At 45.6% G+C, this 15,864-nt stretch carries 14 protein-coding genes and 1 tRNA gene; 6 read left to right on the top strand and 9 right to left on the bottom strand.

Going from position 1 to position 15,864, the window contains the following annotated elements:
• Nucleotides 1-46: 46 nt before the first annotated feature.
• From Q0E19_RS01320 to Q0E19_RS01290, 7 genes are all read right to left on the bottom strand, one after another.
• Nucleotides 47-760 (bottom strand): methyltransferase, encoded by a 714-nt coding sequence (locus Q0E19_RS01320; RefSeq protein ID WP_294406436.1) that lies wholly within the window; start codon nt 758-760, stop codon nt 47-49.
• Between the two features lie 29 nt (nt 761-789).
• A complete protein-coding gene (rimI, locus tag Q0E19_RS01315; RefSeq protein ID WP_294406433.1) occupies nt 790-1,227 on the bottom strand; it encodes a ribosomal protein S18-alanine N-acetyltransferase in 438 nt (145 codons plus the stop codon).
• A complete protein-coding gene (locus Q0E19_RS01310; RefSeq protein WP_294406430.1) occupies nt 1,224-1,847 on the bottom strand; it encodes a class I SAM-dependent methyltransferase in 624 nt (207 codons plus the stop codon). The genes rimI and Q0E19_RS01310 overlap by 4 nt, the downstream gene beginning before the upstream one ends.
• 17 nt (nt 1,848-1,864) lie before the next feature.
• Nucleotides 1,865-2,296 (bottom strand): chemotaxis protein CheW, encoded by a 432-nt coding sequence (locus Q0E19_RS01305; RefSeq protein ID WP_294406428.1) that lies wholly within the window; start codon nt 2,294-2,296, stop codon nt 1,865-1,867.
• A gap of 14 nt (nt 2,297-2,310) precedes the next feature.
• Complete coding sequence (locus Q0E19_RS01300) at nt 2,311-4,338, bottom strand: chemotaxis protein CheA (protein WP_294406426.1); 2,028 nt, start codon at nt 4,336-4,338, stop codon at nt 2,311-2,313.
• Between the two features lie 71 nt (nt 4,339-4,409).
• Complete coding sequence (locus Q0E19_RS01295; protein WP_294406425.1) at nt 4,410-5,921, bottom strand: PH domain-containing protein; 1,512 nt, start codon at nt 5,919-5,921, stop codon at nt 4,410-4,412.
• 18 nt (nt 5,922-5,939) lie between these two features.
• The gene (locus Q0E19_RS01290; protein WP_294406422.1) at nt 5,940-6,359 is read right to left on the bottom strand and encodes a PH domain-containing protein; all 420 of its coding nucleotides are present in this window, start codon (nt 6,357-6,359) and stop codon (nt 5,940-5,942) included.
• Between the two features lie 172 nt (nt 6,360-6,531).
• On the opposite strand from Q0E19_RS01290, the gene Q0E19_RS01285 reads away from it, so the two are divergent.
• On the top strand, nt 6,532-7,845 hold the full coding sequence (locus Q0E19_RS01285; RefSeq protein WP_294406419.1) for an amino acid carrier protein: 1,314 nt from the start codon (nt 6,532-6,534) through the stop codon (nt 7,843-7,845).
• Nucleotides 7,846-7,852: 7 nt separating this feature from the next.
• On the opposite strand, the gene Q0E19_RS01280 is transcribed toward Q0E19_RS01285, so the two are convergent.
• Both Q0E19_RS01280 and Q0E19_RS01275 read right to left on the bottom strand, forming a co-directional pair.
• Entirely contained in the window at nt 7,853-8,695 is an 843-nt protein-coding gene (locus Q0E19_RS01280) for a fumarate hydratase (protein WP_294406417.1), read from the bottom strand.
• A 63-nt stretch (nt 8,696-8,758) separates the two neighbouring features.
• A complete protein-coding gene (locus Q0E19_RS01275) occupies nt 8,759-9,589 on the bottom strand; it encodes a purine-nucleoside phosphorylase (RefSeq protein ID WP_294406416.1) in 831 nt (276 codons plus the stop codon).
• Nucleotides 9,590-9,877: 288 nt separating this feature from the next.
• Here Q0E19_RS01275 and metG point away from each other — a divergent pair, with 288 nt between their 5' ends.
• The 5 genes from metG to mtnA all read left to right on the top strand — a co-directional run bounded on the left by metG (nt 9,878) and on the right by mtnA (nt 15,850).
• Nucleotides 9,878-11,845 (top strand): methionine--tRNA ligase, encoded by a 1,968-nt coding sequence (gene metG / locus Q0E19_RS01270; protein ID WP_294406413.1) that lies wholly within the window; start codon nt 9,878-9,880, stop codon nt 11,843-11,845.
• 52 nt (nt 11,846-11,897) lie between these two features.
• Nucleotides 11,898-11,974: transfer RNA gene (locus Q0E19_RS01265), tRNA-Arg, on the top strand.
• Between the two features lie 763 nt (nt 11,975-12,737).
• Nucleotides 12,738-13,901 carry an amidohydrolase gene (locus Q0E19_RS01260; protein WP_294406411.1) on the top strand — a complete coding sequence of 388 codons (1,164 nt, stop codon included), beginning with the start codon at nt 12,738-12,740 and terminating at the stop codon, nt 13,899-13,901.
• A 2-nt stretch (nt 13,902-13,903) separates the two neighbouring features.
• Nucleotides 13,904-14,740: a 16S rRNA (cytidine(1402)-2'-O)-methyltransferase gene (gene rsmI, locus Q0E19_RS01255; RefSeq protein ID WP_294406409.1), complete on the top strand. Its 837-nt coding sequence runs from the start codon at nt 13,904-13,906 to the stop codon at nt 14,738-14,740.
• 66 nt (nt 14,741-14,806) lie between these two features.
• Nucleotides 14,807-15,850 (top strand): S-methyl-5-thioribose-1-phosphate isomerase, encoded by a 1,044-nt coding sequence (mtnA, locus tag Q0E19_RS01250; RefSeq protein WP_294406406.1) that lies wholly within the window; start codon nt 14,807-14,809, stop codon nt 15,848-15,850.
• The last annotated feature ends 14 nt before the right edge of the window (nt 15,851-15,864 follow it).

The following is a 15,864-nucleotide window of genomic DNA, read 5'->3' as shown; positions in this document are numbered from 1 at the left end:
CGCTATCAGATCTTTATAATAGATCCGTGATAATTCTCCCGCTAAACTATTCAAGTCCGTATATCCTTTTCATCTCTTCCGAATTTCCGCCGTCGGCAGAGCGGACATACAGTGGTTTTTCTATTTGAATAAACGGCTTTGCTCCCTTTTTCCCCTCCACCAGTATGAGCCATGGCGGACATTCGGGGTTTTTATGCACTGTTCTGAGTCTTTTGGGTTCAAGTCCGTTTTTGCGCATTGCGGTCATTATATCGCACAGCCTTTCGGGGCGGTTGCATACGCACAGCCTGCCGCCGAATTTAAGGTTTGCCTTTGCCGCAGCGCAGACATCGTCGATGGTACAGAGCATTTCGTGCCTTGCAACAGAAACTGCCATACTATCATTTTTTGCACCTGTATTATTTATTTTATACGGCGGGTTGCAGGTTATAAGGTCAAGCTCCTTTTCCGATCTCCATTCTTTCAGATCAGCCAGCACGGGAGTTAGATTATCCAGCTTTGATCTTTCAATGGATATCTTCAGCTGGTCATGAGCCTTTTCCTGTATCTCGACCGCATATATTTTCTGCGGCTTATAGTATTTTTGCAGCAGCAGTGCGATTATGCCGCTGCCTGTGCAGAGATCTGCGCATATATCCTTATGCCTTGCTGCCGAAAAATCAGCCAGCAGAAAAGCGTCCGTACCGAACCTATGCTCGTCCGATATGCATATCTCTATGCCGTCCCCAAGGGACTCAAAGGTGAAATCCGTATAGGTCATATTCAAAGTTTTCTCCATAAATTTTTATGCTATGTATTTTGATACCGCTTTACCATTATGACGGCATTCTCGGTGGGGGCAGAATAGAAATCCTTCCGTTTGCCCTCGGCTTTAAAACCGAAACTTTCGTAAAGCGCTATTGCAGGGGCATTTGACTCCCTTACCTCCAGCACACAGGACACAGCCTGCGGAAAGTCATTTTCCATACGTTTGAGCAGCTGTGCGGCTATACCTCGGCGGCGGAAGTCTTTTGACACTGCGATATTATTTATCTCTATCTCTCCGAGGACATACCAAAGGCTCAGAAATCCGCAGTAAACTCCGTCCTCCTGCGCAAGATAGGTGGTATCGTTTGGGTTTGAAAGCTGCTTGAAATAGGTCTGCTCGCTCCATGCCTCGGCAAGATTTTCTGCGGCTATTTTTGCGGCAGCCTTATAATTTTCCTCCGTCATAGGGACAATGTTCATGGCTTTTCTCCTATAAGGCAGAATGCTTTATCCTCTTTCAGTATCTTGACTTTCACATTGACAAAGCCGTTTTCCCTTGCCATTGCTCTGAGCTTCTGAGGGGTAAATTTTACAAAGCCGTCCTTTGCAGGGGGAAGCTTATCGAGAAATTCGTCGCTGTAAAACGTGCAGATAAAATTTCCGCCGCTTTTCAGCACTCTGAGTATCTCTGCGAAAGCCTTTTCATATTCTCCCCAGAAATAAACTGTGTTGATAGTATAGACCGTATCGAACCAGCCGTCATTATATGGGAGGTCTGTGACGCTTGCCTGCGAGAGCATTATCCTGTTGAGTGAAACGCCGTCCGCATTCAGCGCCTGAGCTTTTTCAAGCATATCGGGGGAGATATCTATACCGTAAAGCTTTACCCCTGCATATCCGCTGAGGAGTTTTATCATATGCCCGTTGCCGAAGCCGATATCCAGTACCCTTGCTCCGTTATTTTTGCACACATACTTTTTAACGGCTCTGTAATGCTCCTTATTTATGATGTTCATTGTCTTTGCGGCGATAGTTCCGCCTATGCCAACAGGGTTTGAAAACTGTCTGCCCACATATTTATTTATAGTTTTTAATGCCATTGTTCTCACCTTTTTTCTTACGTTCTGACAAGCCTGTCCAGATTGAGCATTGAGATACGCTTATCGTCCTGTGTGACAAAGCCGCTCACCACGCCGTTTTCCGCAGGAGATACTGCGGTCTGCTCAGGCAGGACTCTTATAACGTCGGAAACACGGTCAACCTTTATGCCATAGGGCAGACTGTTTATTTCCGTCACGATTATGCAGCTGCGCTCGTCATACTCCCCTTCGGGAAGTCCAAGCCTTAGTCTGAGGTCCATAACTGGGACAGCTTTTCCTCTGTGGTTCATTATGCCGAGAACATAGTCGGGAGTTTTCGGGATAAGTGTAACGGGAGGTATCTCGATTATATCCGTTACCTCGCTTATGACGAAAGCGTAATATTCTCCGCCGACGATAAAGGTCAGCGCCTGTCCGCCATGTTCGGCAAATTCTTTTATATCAGCCATAGCCTTTACCTCCCTTATGATTTTTCATTTTTATCTGCGTTTATCATTTCCTTGACATCAAGTATGAGGGTTATGCTGCCGTCCGCCAGTATCGAACAGCCGTCAAGCCCGCTTTCTTTCAGTTTGAACTGATTGAGCAGAGGTGAAAATGGTTTTACTACCACCTGCTGATCGCACACAACGCTGTCGGCAAAGAGGACAGTTTCATTTCCGCCGTCCATACAGTATATAAATATACCCTTTTCGATATCCTTTTCTCCGTCCAGTCCGAAAAAGTCTGTCAGCCTTATAACCGGCAGACATTTTTCTCTGAGGTAGACGAATTCATTGCCGTCGGGGTCTTTAACAAAGCTTTCGCTTGTGCAGGAGAACACTTCTCTTACGGACATAGACGGCACAGACAGGCTGTTTTCGCCCACCATAACGCTGAGTACATTAACGATAGAAAGTGAAAGCGGTATCCTTATGGTGAACACAGAGCCTTTGCCGAAAACTGAGTCAACGTAAAGCTTTCCGCCGACTTTCTCTATATTTTTCTTTACAACGTCCATACCTACGCCACGTCCGCTGTATTCAGTTACCTTTTCGTTGGTTGAAAAGCCTGCTGCGATAACGAAATTGAATATCTCTTTTTCTGTATACTCACTCTCAGGTTTAGTGAGAAGTCCGTTTTTCTTTGCTTTCGCCATGATCTTTGCGCTGTCCATTCCTGCGCCGTTATCGGTACAGGATATAACGACTTCGTTTGAGTCATAGCCTGCTTTAAGGGTAACGGTTGGCTTTTCGGTCTTTCCTGCCGCCGCACGTTCTTCCGGAGTTTCTATGCCGTGATCGACGGCATTTCTTACGATATGCATAAGCGGGTCGCCGAGGATATCAGCAATGGACTTATCAACCTCGGTTTCCTGTCCCACAAAGGCGAGGGTAACGTTCTTGCCAAGTTTTGCGTTCATATCTCTTACGACACGGTTCATTTTCTGGAAGGCAGTTGAAACAGGCACCATTCGTATGGAAGTAACAACGTCCTGAAGCTCGTCCGTAAGCTTTTTCAGCTCACGGGAGGATTTATTGAAACGATCCATATTTTCGCTTACATTTTTCAGATCTGGTGAGGATATTACCGAGCTTTCGGCTATAACTATCTCCGAAACAAGGTCGAGAAGTCTGTCCAGCTTTTCAAGCTTGACGGATATCATACTCTGCTCTGCTCCGTGAGGTTTTGCGGGGGATTTCGGTTTCTGCTCGGCTTTCGGCTGGGCAGGTTTTTGTTCGGGCTGCTTAGGCGGTTCTTTTTTCTGCGGCTTTTCAACGGCAGACACCGCCGCAACGTCCTTTCCGCTCTTCATTATTTCGGCAGCGGCATTTTCATCATCGGTAATAAGCTTTATGTAAAGTCCACTGGACATTATGGCGTCATCTGCGCTGTCATCATCAAGGTCGGGCGGAACTGTACGGCACACCTCGCAGACCTTGCCGAGCTTTCGCATAATGACCATTGCTCTTGCCGACGGCATTGCGCAGCTTTCCGCATACTCGACCTTAAAGGTCTTTATGTTTTCCGGGTCGGAATCTTTGAAAACATCATCGGGGATACCGCCGCTTTTTCCTGCGTGGGAAGTTTTTTCGGGAGCGCCTTTCATCTTCGCCGCCATAGCCTCTATCTTACCCATAAGCTCGGTGAAATCCGACAGAGGGGTGTCCTCATCGGGCAGGCTCTCAAGTTCATTTTTCAGACAGTCTGAGCTTGTGAAAAGCAGTTCATAGAGGGCAGGCTTATCGTAGCTTACGTCCTCGTTGGATCTTATGATATCGAAAAGATCCTCTACGCAATGGGCAAGGGCAGACATATTTGTAAGCCCCATCATAGCCGCAGAGCCTTTTATGGTATGCATTGTACGGAAGATCTCATTTATATCGTCGGACGAGATCTTCTCTTCCTGCTCGGTCTGCATAAGCATATCGTCAAGCTTTTCAAGCAGACCGCCTGTTTCAAACATAAAGGTATCGAGCATAGACTCCATACCAGCCTCAAATTTCGGCATACATTTCCCCGCACCGCTTTCTGCGGCACAGGCTCGCCCCCTTTCTGCGTTTTATTCGTTTCTGAGTTCCCTCAGAACGGATATCCGCTGCGTTTGAGCAGCTTTGTCAGCTTTTTATAGTTAAGTCCTTTTACAACGTGCCTGCTGACAGTTTCGGCATTTGTGTATATCCTCAGCGTACAGGTACGGCTGACTTTCTGAAAAGGATTTTGTGTTACGGTTATCTTGCTTATCCTGTCACGGTTCACTACTGTTCTGTGGAATCTGTAAAAGCGGCAGTATGAAAGCGTACAGTGATCTTTGTCAAACCCTACTGCTGTAAAGAACGCTGCATTGAGCTTTACAAAAAACAGCCACACCAGCGGCAATGTTGCGAGCAGGGCAAGATTTTTCAGATACATCTGCCAATCTGGGAGGATATCCCCCACGAAAGGTATCATGGGTATGAAAAAGCCTGCTGTAAAATACACCGCTGTCGGCACAAAGCAGAACACAGCAGGTATCGTAACAAATCTTCCGATATCAGCCTTTCCTGTTCTGACATCATATTTCGCCGCAGGCACTCCCGGCATAAGCATTTTGATAGACGTTTCCGCCTGATTATTTGTTGTTATCGGGATAAGGGCGGATATCTCCATTCGCCTTTTTCCATAGCCTGTACACTGCACCGAAACCGTACATATATCGAACAGCTTCATAAACATAGACTGCTGATAGTCGATATAATTTATCCTGTCACGCTTTAATGCATGGCGGCGCTTTGTTCCTTTTCCGCTGGATATGAGCAGCATATCCGCACAGCGCACACAGGTAAAGTTCCAATGCCGCATAAGGTTCGATATAAATGACAGAAACCAGCCGCCTGCTATGACAAGCGCTGCTATAAGCAGATATTTCGGTATGAATATGGTCAGCTTTTCTATCTCGGTATTAACTCGCTCGATAAAGCGTTCCTCAAATTCTCTGCCGAATATCTGATACACTTCATAGATAAAGGTCAGCGCCAGCAGCACTCCCGAAAGCGTTGATGAGAACAGCAGGGAAAATATCACAAGGTTGCTTTTCTTTGAGTTGAAAACATATTTCGGTTTATTTGCACACTTTTTTGTTGCAAGCTCATATATCCTGTAAGCCTGACGTGTGCTTATATCAAGCTTTATATCAGAATCGCTCAGCGACTGTGCGTCTGTATCAATATATACTGTACAGGCGTGTATGGCTCGGTAGATGTACCCCTGACACATGGACATGGAGGACATCTCGCTGAAATATACTCTTGTAGAAGCTATACCGAAATAACCCGTATGGGCTATTATACAGTCGTCCTCTATCTCATAGTAAATGAACATCCATCTTAGTATGCCGTAGCCGAATATGACCGACAGCGTGAGGATATCCACCCAGTTGGTCTTCACCCAGTCCTGAAAGTCGAACCTTGTGGCGATGAGATACTTCGCCAGCGGAATGACCAGCAGCCAGAGATACTTTGCGATATAGGTCAGTATTTTTACAGGGTGCTGTCTGCTGCGGAAAAAGTTTCTCAGCCAGCTGTGTTTTTTCCTTGTTGTATGATTTTTCGTCATTATGATAAAGTTTCCTCTTTAGAACTGACTTCTGTTTCTCGCCCTTATGGAATTATTTATAGCGGCAGATATCTCCTCTGCGTCCTTTCGGGAAAGAAACGGCATTATAAGCTTTGCTCCCAGCGTATTGAGAATGATGAAATTCAGTCCCGTAAGCCTGCTGAGAGGGGTGATTATGGAAGTTACCGACTTCACCGATTCGGTGAGCATAAAATGCTTTGCGGTAACGAAAAGTCCGCCCACCGCCGTTATCTCCTTGGAGGAAACAGTAAATTTCACCTTATGGAAATAAAACGGCAGGACCAATACTGCAAACAGCGCCGCTATCACCCACAAAGGCAGCAGTACATAATAATCTGCAAAAGGCACAAATCTTGTTATAAGATTGAGTGCGAAATTTATAAGAAGCAGCACCGCCGCAAGCAGTGCATATATCAATACAAGAGGTTTTCTTGAAAGTCTGTATATCTTTATTTCAGCCTTCCTCCGTTTCTGTTGGATTTAAAGTCAAAAACTTTAGTCTTTATTCTGCATTAATCTGTCTTGTAAGTCATAAATTATATTATATATTTTAAAACTCTTAAAACTCAGAAGGCAGGTCAATTTACATATGACAGAGCGTTTAAATAATGCGGTGGAGCAGATCAACGCCGCTTTATGGGGGATACCCGTACTGTTCCTGCTCATAGCGGGAGGGATATATCTCACCGCAAAGACAGGCTTTCCGCAGCTGCGGATAATAAGCATATTCAAGACCACCGCAGCCACCATTTTCCGCAGCAAAGCAGGCGGCAAAGGCGGTTCGGGCCTTTCAGGCTTACAGGGATTTTCTACCGCTCTCGCTGCCGCTGTGGGAACAGGTTCTGTGGCAGGAGTAGGTGCGGCTATTGCCGCAGGGGGAAAAGGCGCAGTTTTCTGGATGTGGATATCCGCACTCATCGGAATGGCTGTATCCTACTGTGAAAACTATTTAGGTGTAAAATACTCACGCATGACAGGGATATGCGGCGCAATGTCGTATCTCCGCCGTCTGAAAAAGGGAAAATACATTGCCTGCGCATACGCAGTCTTTACCGTTCTCGCCTCCCTCGGTATGGGGAATATGGCTCAGGCAAGCTCTATCGTAACAGCCGCTGAACACGGATTTGGTCTTTCAAAATACATCACAGCTTTTGTGCTGCTGCTTTTCACCGCTCTCACCATAGGCGGCAGGAACTTTTCGGCAAAGCTCTGCGAACGGCTCGTACCTTTCATGGCGCTTATTTTCATAGGCGGAAGTCTTTTCGTTATCATCACCCACCCATTCAAAGCGGCTGAGGCTGTAAAGGACATAGTTATGTGTGCATTTTCTCCGAAAGCCTTTGCAGGCGGCACTTTAGGAACGGTCTGCATCGAGGGGATAAAGCGTGGAGCATTTTCCAACGAGGCAGGTCTTGGTTCTTCTGCCGCAGTACATTCCTCCTGCGCAGACGAGTCAGCCGACTGCTGCCGCAGGCTTGGCATAATGGGAATGGCTGAAGTTTTTATCGACACCATAGTTATATGCACTTTAACTGCACTGGTCATAATCATAAGCGGAACGGATCTCGGCTCTGCGGACAGCGCCGCAGAGGGATATTCCGCCGCTTTAGGCATATTCGGGAAATACTTCATCTGCTTTTCACTTATACTTTTCGCCCTCGCCACCATTGCAGGCTGGTTCTTTATCGGGGAAAAAGCTTTCCTATACATTTTCGGGAAAAGTCAGACATACCGAATGGTATTCCTGATATGTATATATTTCGGGTGCATTTACAGTCCCTCTTTAGTATGGGGGATAAGCGATATTTTCAACGGTCTTATGGCTATTCCAAATATGGCAGGTGTTCTGCTACTTTCGGGGGAGATACCAAATCCGTTGCCTTGCAAGAACAAAGCTAAGTAAGACTTGGTCAGATCACACCCTCTGCATGACGTGTAACGTGACAGCCTATGTTTACTGACACAGGCAGTCCTGCGATATGGGTCGGTGCCTGCTCGATATTTACTGCAAGGCAGGTCTGCGTTCCGCCAAATCCCTGAGGACCGATACCGAGCTTATTTATCTTCTCAAGCATTTTCTTTTCGAGGTCGGCATAGAGAGCCTTTGGATTGCGCTGTGAAACAGGGCGGCAGAGGGCTTTCTTTGCAAGGTATGCGCACTTTTCAAAATCGCCGCCGATACCAACGCCGATAACGATAGGCGGACATGGGTTAGAGCCTGCCTTTGCACAGACGGAAACTACCCAGTCAACTATTTCGTCCTGTGTGACGGAAGGCGTCATCATTTTGAGGGCGGACATATTTTCGCTGCCGAAGCCTTTCGGTGCGACCATTATCTTCACCTTATCTCCGTCTGTATATTTGAGGTGTACAACAGGCGGAGTGTTGTTGTTTGTATTAACTCTTTCAAGAGGGTCTGACACTATGGAACATCTTAATCTGCCGTCGATATATCCCCTTGCAACGCCGTTGTTCAGAGCATCGTTTATCGAGCCGCCGACAAAGTGTACGTCCTGTCCTACCTCCATAAAAATCACAGCCATTCCCGTATCCTGACAGATCGGGATAGTTTCGTTTCTTGCGACGTTTATATTTTCGATTATATCATCGAAAACATTTTTGCCGACGGGTGATCTTTCAGCCTTTGCGCCGCACTTTATACATTCCTCCATATCCTCCGGAAGATAGAGGTTAGCTTTTATACAAAGCTCTCTTACAAGGTCCTCGACCTGTGAAACATTGACTTCTCTCATTATGATTTCTCCTGAATATTTGAATATTATTTTATATTATTTTTTCTCAATTTTTCGCCGTAATCAGATCACTGCGGCTATATTTTCAATGGACTTGCCTATAAGCTTTTTGAACAGCGGGGCAGCTTTATCTGCACACTCCTGCACCTCGTCATGGGTAAGAGGGTTATTTGTCATACCTGCCGCAAGGTTTGCAACGCAGGATATTCCGCATACTTTCATACCTGCGTGATTTGCGGCGATAGCCTCGCAGACTGTTGACATTCCCACAGCGTCAGCACCGAGCGTTCTTAACATTCTTATCTCGGCAGGGCTTTCAAAGGACGGACCTGTAAGCTGGACATAAACGCCCTCTTTAAGGTCGATATCAAGTTCCTTTGCGGCAGCCTTTATCTGCTCACGGAGATCCTTCTTATAGACCTCGCTCATATCAGGGAAACGTGTTCCCATTTCTTCGACATTCTTACCGATAAGCGGATTAGGGACAAAAGATGAGATATGATCGTTGATGAGCATAAAATCTCCTGCGCCGAACTCAGGGTTTATTCCGCCTGAGGCATTTGTGAGGAAAAGTGCTTTTGCGCCCATCATTGACATAAGTCTTATGGGCAGGACAACGTCTTCCATTGAATAGCCTTCGTAATAGTGTACTCTTCCCTGCATGATAACAACGGGGACTTTTCCAACATAGCCAAAGACAAATCTGCCTTTATGACCGATAACTGTTGAGGTAGGGAACCCTTCTATCTCGCTGTAATCCACTGTACCCGCAACTTCTATCTCATCGGCGAATGCGCCAAGACCTGAACCGAGGACGAGGGCGATCTGCGGCTTGAAATCTATTTTTTTCTTTACACAATCCAGACATTTGCATATCTTATCATAAGCTGTCATATTTATTCTCCTTTAAGCTTTTAAGTTATAAATATCAAGGCTTTAAACCATACAATTACTCACTATATATTTTACTCCATTAAGGCTGATTTGTCAACCGCAGGACAGGTCTGATCTGCCCGAAAAATGCGGAACGGGACAGCCTTTTTCTCCGCCCCTTTGCAGCATTTTTCGCACTTGACTTAAATGGGCAAAAGTAGTATAATAATTGTAACCGTATTTTTGTACAGGATTTTATCCTGCCGACGAAAAATACCTATCCTATTCACGAAAGGGGCTCAGAATGATATGAGCAATAATGAGAATAAAAAGCCTTTTTATATCACCACACCTATTTACTATCCGTCAGGCAATCCGCACATCGGTCACTGTTACACAACAGTTGCCTGCGACTCTATCGCAAGATACAGACGTATGCAGGGATATGACGTGATGTTCCTTACAGGTACAGACGAGCATGGTCTTAAGATAGAGCAGAAGGCTGCCGAAAAGGGTGTTACTCCGAAGGAATACGTTGACGAGATCGTAAAGGTATTCAAAAATCTGTGGAGCTATATGAACATAAGCTACGACAGATATATCAGAACTACTGACGATTACCACATTGAAACTGTACAGAAGATATTCAAGGCTCTGTACGACAAGGGATACATTTACAAGGGCGAATACAAGGGCAAATACTGCACACCTTGCGAAAGCTTCTGGACAGAGTCACAGCTTGACGAGAACGGCTGCTGCCCTGAATGTCACAGAGAGGTAACTGAGGCAAAGGAGGAGGCTTACTTCTTCAAGATGTCGTCTTTTGCAGACAGGATAGAAAAGCTTCTTACTGAAACTGATTATCTCCAGCCTAAGACAAGAGCGACCGAGCTTGTAAACAACTTCATCAAGCCCGGTCTGGAGGATCTCTGCGTATCGAGAACTACATTTAAGTGGGGCATACCTGTAACATTTGACGAAGGTCACGTTGTTTATGTATGGATAGACGCACTTTCAAACTACATTTCCGCTTTGGGATTCTGGAACGAGGAATACGCTGATTTTGAAAAGTTCTGGCCTGCTGACGTTCACATGGTGGCAAAGGACATAATGAGATTCCACGCTATCATCTGGCCTGCAATGCTTATGGCGCTTGATCTTCCGCTGCCGAAGCATCTTGCTGTACACGGCTGGATAACATTCAACGGACAGAAGATGTCGAAATCTCTCGGTAACGTTGTTGACCCGTTCATTCTTGGTGAGAGATACGGTGCAGACTCTATCAGATACCACATTCTCAGAGAAATGGCTCTCGGTGCAGACAGCTCATTCTCAAATGAGATAATGATAAACAGAATAAACTCAGACCTTGCAAACGGACTTGGAAATCTTGTTTCAAGAACTGTTGCCATGGCTGCAAAGTACTTTGGCGGAACTCTTCCTGTGGAGAGAGAAGCAGGCGAATTTGATGACGAGCTTATTGCTGAGGCTTGTGCGCTCAGGGGCAAGGTCGATGAATTCATGGACAAGACCCAGCTTAACAATGCGCTTGCGGAGATATTCAAGGTAGTATCGAGAGCGAACAAGTACATTGACGAAACTGCGCCATGGGTACTGGGCAAGGATGAGAGCAAGAAGGCAAGACTTGCAAGCGTACTTTACAATCTGCTCGACACAATAAGGATCGTATCGACTCTTCTCAGCAGCTTTATGCCTACCACAATGCCAAAGGTATGGGAGCAGATAGGTGCAAAGGCAGAGGACGTAACATACGAGAACGCAGGAAAGTTCGGTGTTCTGCCTGCTGACGTAACAGTTTGCAGAGGAGATATCATTTTCCCAAGAATAGATGTTGACAAGGAGATCGAGGAGCTTAACAAGATCATTGGTTCAAAGGCAGAGCAGCCTGCTGAGGAAGAGGCTGACGGTTTTGAGCCTGCGCCTGTTGCAGACGAGATATCCATTGAAGATTTCGCAAAGGTAGATCTGAGAGTTGCAAAAGTAACAGCCTGCGAAAAGGTAAAGAAGTCAAAGAAGCTGCTTTGCTTACAGCTTGATGACGGATTTGGCGGCAGGCAGGTAGTATCTGGCATTGCGGCATGGTACAAGCCTGAGGATCTTATTGGCAAGAAGGTAGTTATTGTAGCGAACCTGAAGCCTGTAAAGCTTTGCGGAGTTGAGTCAAACGGCATGATCTGTGCGGCTGACGCACCTGACGGTTCTGCAAGTGTAATATTCCCGGATCAGGATCTTCCTTGCGGAGCGAAGCTCAGATAAGATACAAAACTTAAAAACAAGCGGGGGCGGAAAATTCCGTTCCTGCTGATATGCGTCTGTAGCTCAGCTGGATAGAGCGCAAGACTCCGACTCTTGAGGTCGCAGGTTCGACTCCTGTCAGGCGCACCAGTCCTCCCGGACGGGGAAATACGCTACGCTCGTAAACTCGCTGTTTGCAGTGCGGACTTCTCATTTTGTACTCGGAAGAAACAGAGATATGGCTTTTACTTAGGAAAATTTGATTAGATTTTATATGCGTTTTTCAAAGTTTGCGTAGGGGCGACCTGTGGTCGCCTGTATAATGTGCAAAGCGGATTTTCATTCTTTTGCTCACAAAAACAAATATATGGATTTTACCTAGGCAAAATTTGATTAGATTTTATATGCGTTTTTTCAAAGTTTGCGTAGGGGCGACCTGTGGTCGCCTGTATAATGTGCAAAGCGGATTTTCATTCTTTTGCTCACAAAAACAAATATATGGCTTTTACTTAGGAAAATTTGATTAGGTTTTATATGGCTTTTTCAAAGTTTTCGTAGGGGCGACCTGTGGTCGCCTGTATAATGCACAAAGCGGCTTTTCATTCTTTTGCTCACAAAAACAAATACACGGATTTTACTTAGGCAAAATTTGATTAAGTTTTATATGGCTTTTTCAAAATTTGCGTAGGGGCGATCTGTGGTCGCCTGTATAATTTGCAAAGTGTCTATTTGTTCTTTTGCTCTGCTGAAATTTATTCAATACGGCACAACATTACAATATTTTCATCAACGAAATAACGATTGCGGATAGATCCGCTTTTCTCCGCAAAGTTTTCTCTGCGGAGATTTTATTTTCTTTTGGCTTTTTTATTTACATTAACCTATATCTGACTTAGAATAGAAAGGAAACTATATGATAGTAAAAAACGTTAAAATATACACCATGAACGATGCGGCTGAGGTCATTGAACACGGTTATGTAAAGATAACCGGCGGCAAATTTACTGAGGTCGGTTCGGGTGAACCTTCCTTTGATGATAAGGATATCATTGACGGTGAGGGCATGGCGCTTTACCCTGGGTTTATTGACGCACACACTCATCTTGGGCTGACTTCCAGCGGAGTTGGCATTGAGGGTGAGGATCTTAATGAAGAGTTCGATCCATGCACTCCTCAGCTGAGGATAATCGACGGAATAAACCCTATCGACTACTCTTTTGAGCAGGCGAGAAAGGCTGGCGTTACCTCTGTACTTGTTTCACCGGGATCAACAAACCCTATTGCAGGGCAGATCTACGCTATAAAGACGGCAGGAAAAAGAATAGACAAGATGATAATACGAAATGTGGGAATGAAGTTCTCCATGGGTGAAAATCCTAAGCTTACATACATGGACAAGGACGATTCGCCATGCACAAGAATGGCTGTAGCAAGCACCATTAGAGAGGCTTTGTTCAAGGCTGTGCGTTACAACAGTGACATTGATGCGGCGGAAAGTGAAGAAGATCTTCCTGATTACGATATAAAATCTGAGGCTTTGCTGCCTGTGCTTCACAGAGAGGTCACAGCTCATTTTCACTGTCACAGGGCGGACGATATTTTTACTGCAGTGAGGATAGCGAACGAATTCAATCTTGATTACACGCTTGTTCACTGCACAGACGGTCATCTTATTGCAGACGAGCTTGCAGAGGAGAACACGACCTGTATTGTCGGACCTGTGATATGTGACAGGTGCAAGCCTGAAATGGCAAATCTCACGCCTGAAAATGCGGCTGCGCTTACAAGGAACGGCATAGATACGGCTATATGCACAGACCATTCGGAAGTTCCGATAGAATATCTTCCGCTGTCGGTGGGAATAGCTGTAAAGAACGGTCTGAGTTTTTACAACGGACTAAGAGCTGTTACAGAGATACCTGCAAAGATAGGCAGGATATTTGACAGGACAGGTTCGATAGAAGTCGGAAAAGACGCTGACTTCACATTATTTGAGGGAAATCCTTTTGAGGTATTCAGCTCACCGTCGCTCGTTTCGATAAACGGCAGCATTGTATACAGAAATACAGGAGAATAAAAATGGGAAAATTATATGTAGTCGGAACGCCCATAGGCAACCTCGGCGATATGACATACAGAGCGGTGGAAACGCTGTCCAACGTGGACTTTATATGTGCAGAGGACACGAGAGTGACCGCAGGTCTGCTCAATCATTTTGAGATAAAGCGTCCGCTTGTAAGCTATCACGAGCATAACGCAAAGCAGGTTGGGGAACAGATAATAAACAGGATACTGTCGGGAGAGAATGCGGCTATTGTAACGGACGCAGGTATGCCCTGCATATCCGACCCGGGAGAGCTGCTTGTAAAGCTTTGTGCGGAAAATGATATAAAGGTCGAAGTCGTTCCGGGTCCGTCGGCTGTGGTATCTGCGCTGGCGATAAGCGGATTAAGCACATCACGCTTTCAGTTCGAGGGATTTTTGTCCACGGCGAAAAAGCAGCGGTTTGAACATCTTGCGGCGGTAAAAAACTGCACAAACACACTTATTTTCTATGAAGCTCCCCACAAGCTGGAGAACACGCTGAGGGATATGCTTGAATATCTGGGCGACAGAAAAATATCGCTTTGCAGAGAGCTTACAAAGCTCCACGAAGAGGTCATAAGGACGACCATAGCTGAGGCACTTGCTTTTTACAGTGAGAACAAGCCTAAGGGAGAATTTGTGCTTGTAATAGAGGGGGCAAATGAGGAAGAGATCTCCCCTGCGGAAACTATCGAGCAGGCTTTTGAACAGGTAAAAGAACTTGTGGGAAAAGGTATGCGTGGTGCAGACGCTTGCAAGCAGATAGCAAAGGCAACAGGATTTTCAAAGGGCGAACTGTATTCCATGCTTGTTTCTGCCCGTGAGGAATAAATTTAATAAACAAATAAACAAAAATAACGGACAAATATAAAGTGACAAATGAAAGAGTGAAAAAATATGAAGTATGAAAAGAACGACCCTGTCCGATTATCGGAGGACGGAACAGCAGTTGAGATAATAGACCAGACGCTGCTGCCGAATATGTTTAAGATAAAGCGTCTGCACAATGCGGACGAGATATGTTCGGCTATACAGCTTTTGGAGGTCAGGGGCGCACCCTGCATAGGGATATGCGCAGCTTACGGAATTTATATCTGTGCTTTGAAAATAAGCGCTGAAAACGAGAGCGAATTTTTTGTTCAGCTTGAAAAGTGTGCAGAGCAGATAGGCTCGGCAAGACCTACCGCAGTAAATCTTTCCCTTGCGGTAAAGAAAATGCTAAGACGTGCAAAGCTATGCAAGGGCAGGACAAGAGATGAGATGATGGCGGCGCTTAAAGACGAGGCTGAAACTATCCACTCGGAGGATATTGAGACCTGCCACATTATTTCCGAATTCGGTCTTACGCTTATGAAAGACGGTGACAGCGTTCTTACACACTGCAACGCAGGCGCACTTGCAACATCACGCTACGGCACAGGTCTTGGAACTCTTCTTCTCGGTGCGGAGAGAGGATATAACTTCCACGCATACGTTGACGAAACACGTCCTCTTTTACAGGGCGCAAGACTTACTTCATATGAACTTTCAAACGCAGGGATAGACACCACCCTTATATGCGACAATATGGCATCATATGTTATGTCAAAGGGACTTATCGACGCCTGCTTTGTGGGCTGCGACAGAGTGGCTGCAAACGGCGACACGGCGAACAAGATAGGAACGTCGGGAGTAGCTGTGCTGGCGAAACATTACGGCATACCGTTTTATGTTTTCTGTCCTTTCACTACCATAGATACGGAATGCAAAACGGGAGAAGATATTGTTATAGAGATGCGTGACGGCGACGAGATAAAGAAGATGTACTTTGAAAAGCCTGTCGCTCCCGAAAATGTCAAATGCCTTAACCCCGCTTTTGATGTTACGCCTGCCGAACTTATAACCGCTATCGTGACGGAAAAGGGTATATTCTATCCGCCTTACGATTTTTCTGAGAAATAAAAGAGGTAAAAATT

It is taken from the genome of uncultured Ruminococcus sp. (genome assembly GCF_934476685.1).
GTDB lineage: Bacteria > Bacillota > Clostridia > Oscillospirales > Ruminococcaceae > Hominimerdicola.
This window is presented reverse-complemented; position numbering and strand designations above follow the sequence as displayed.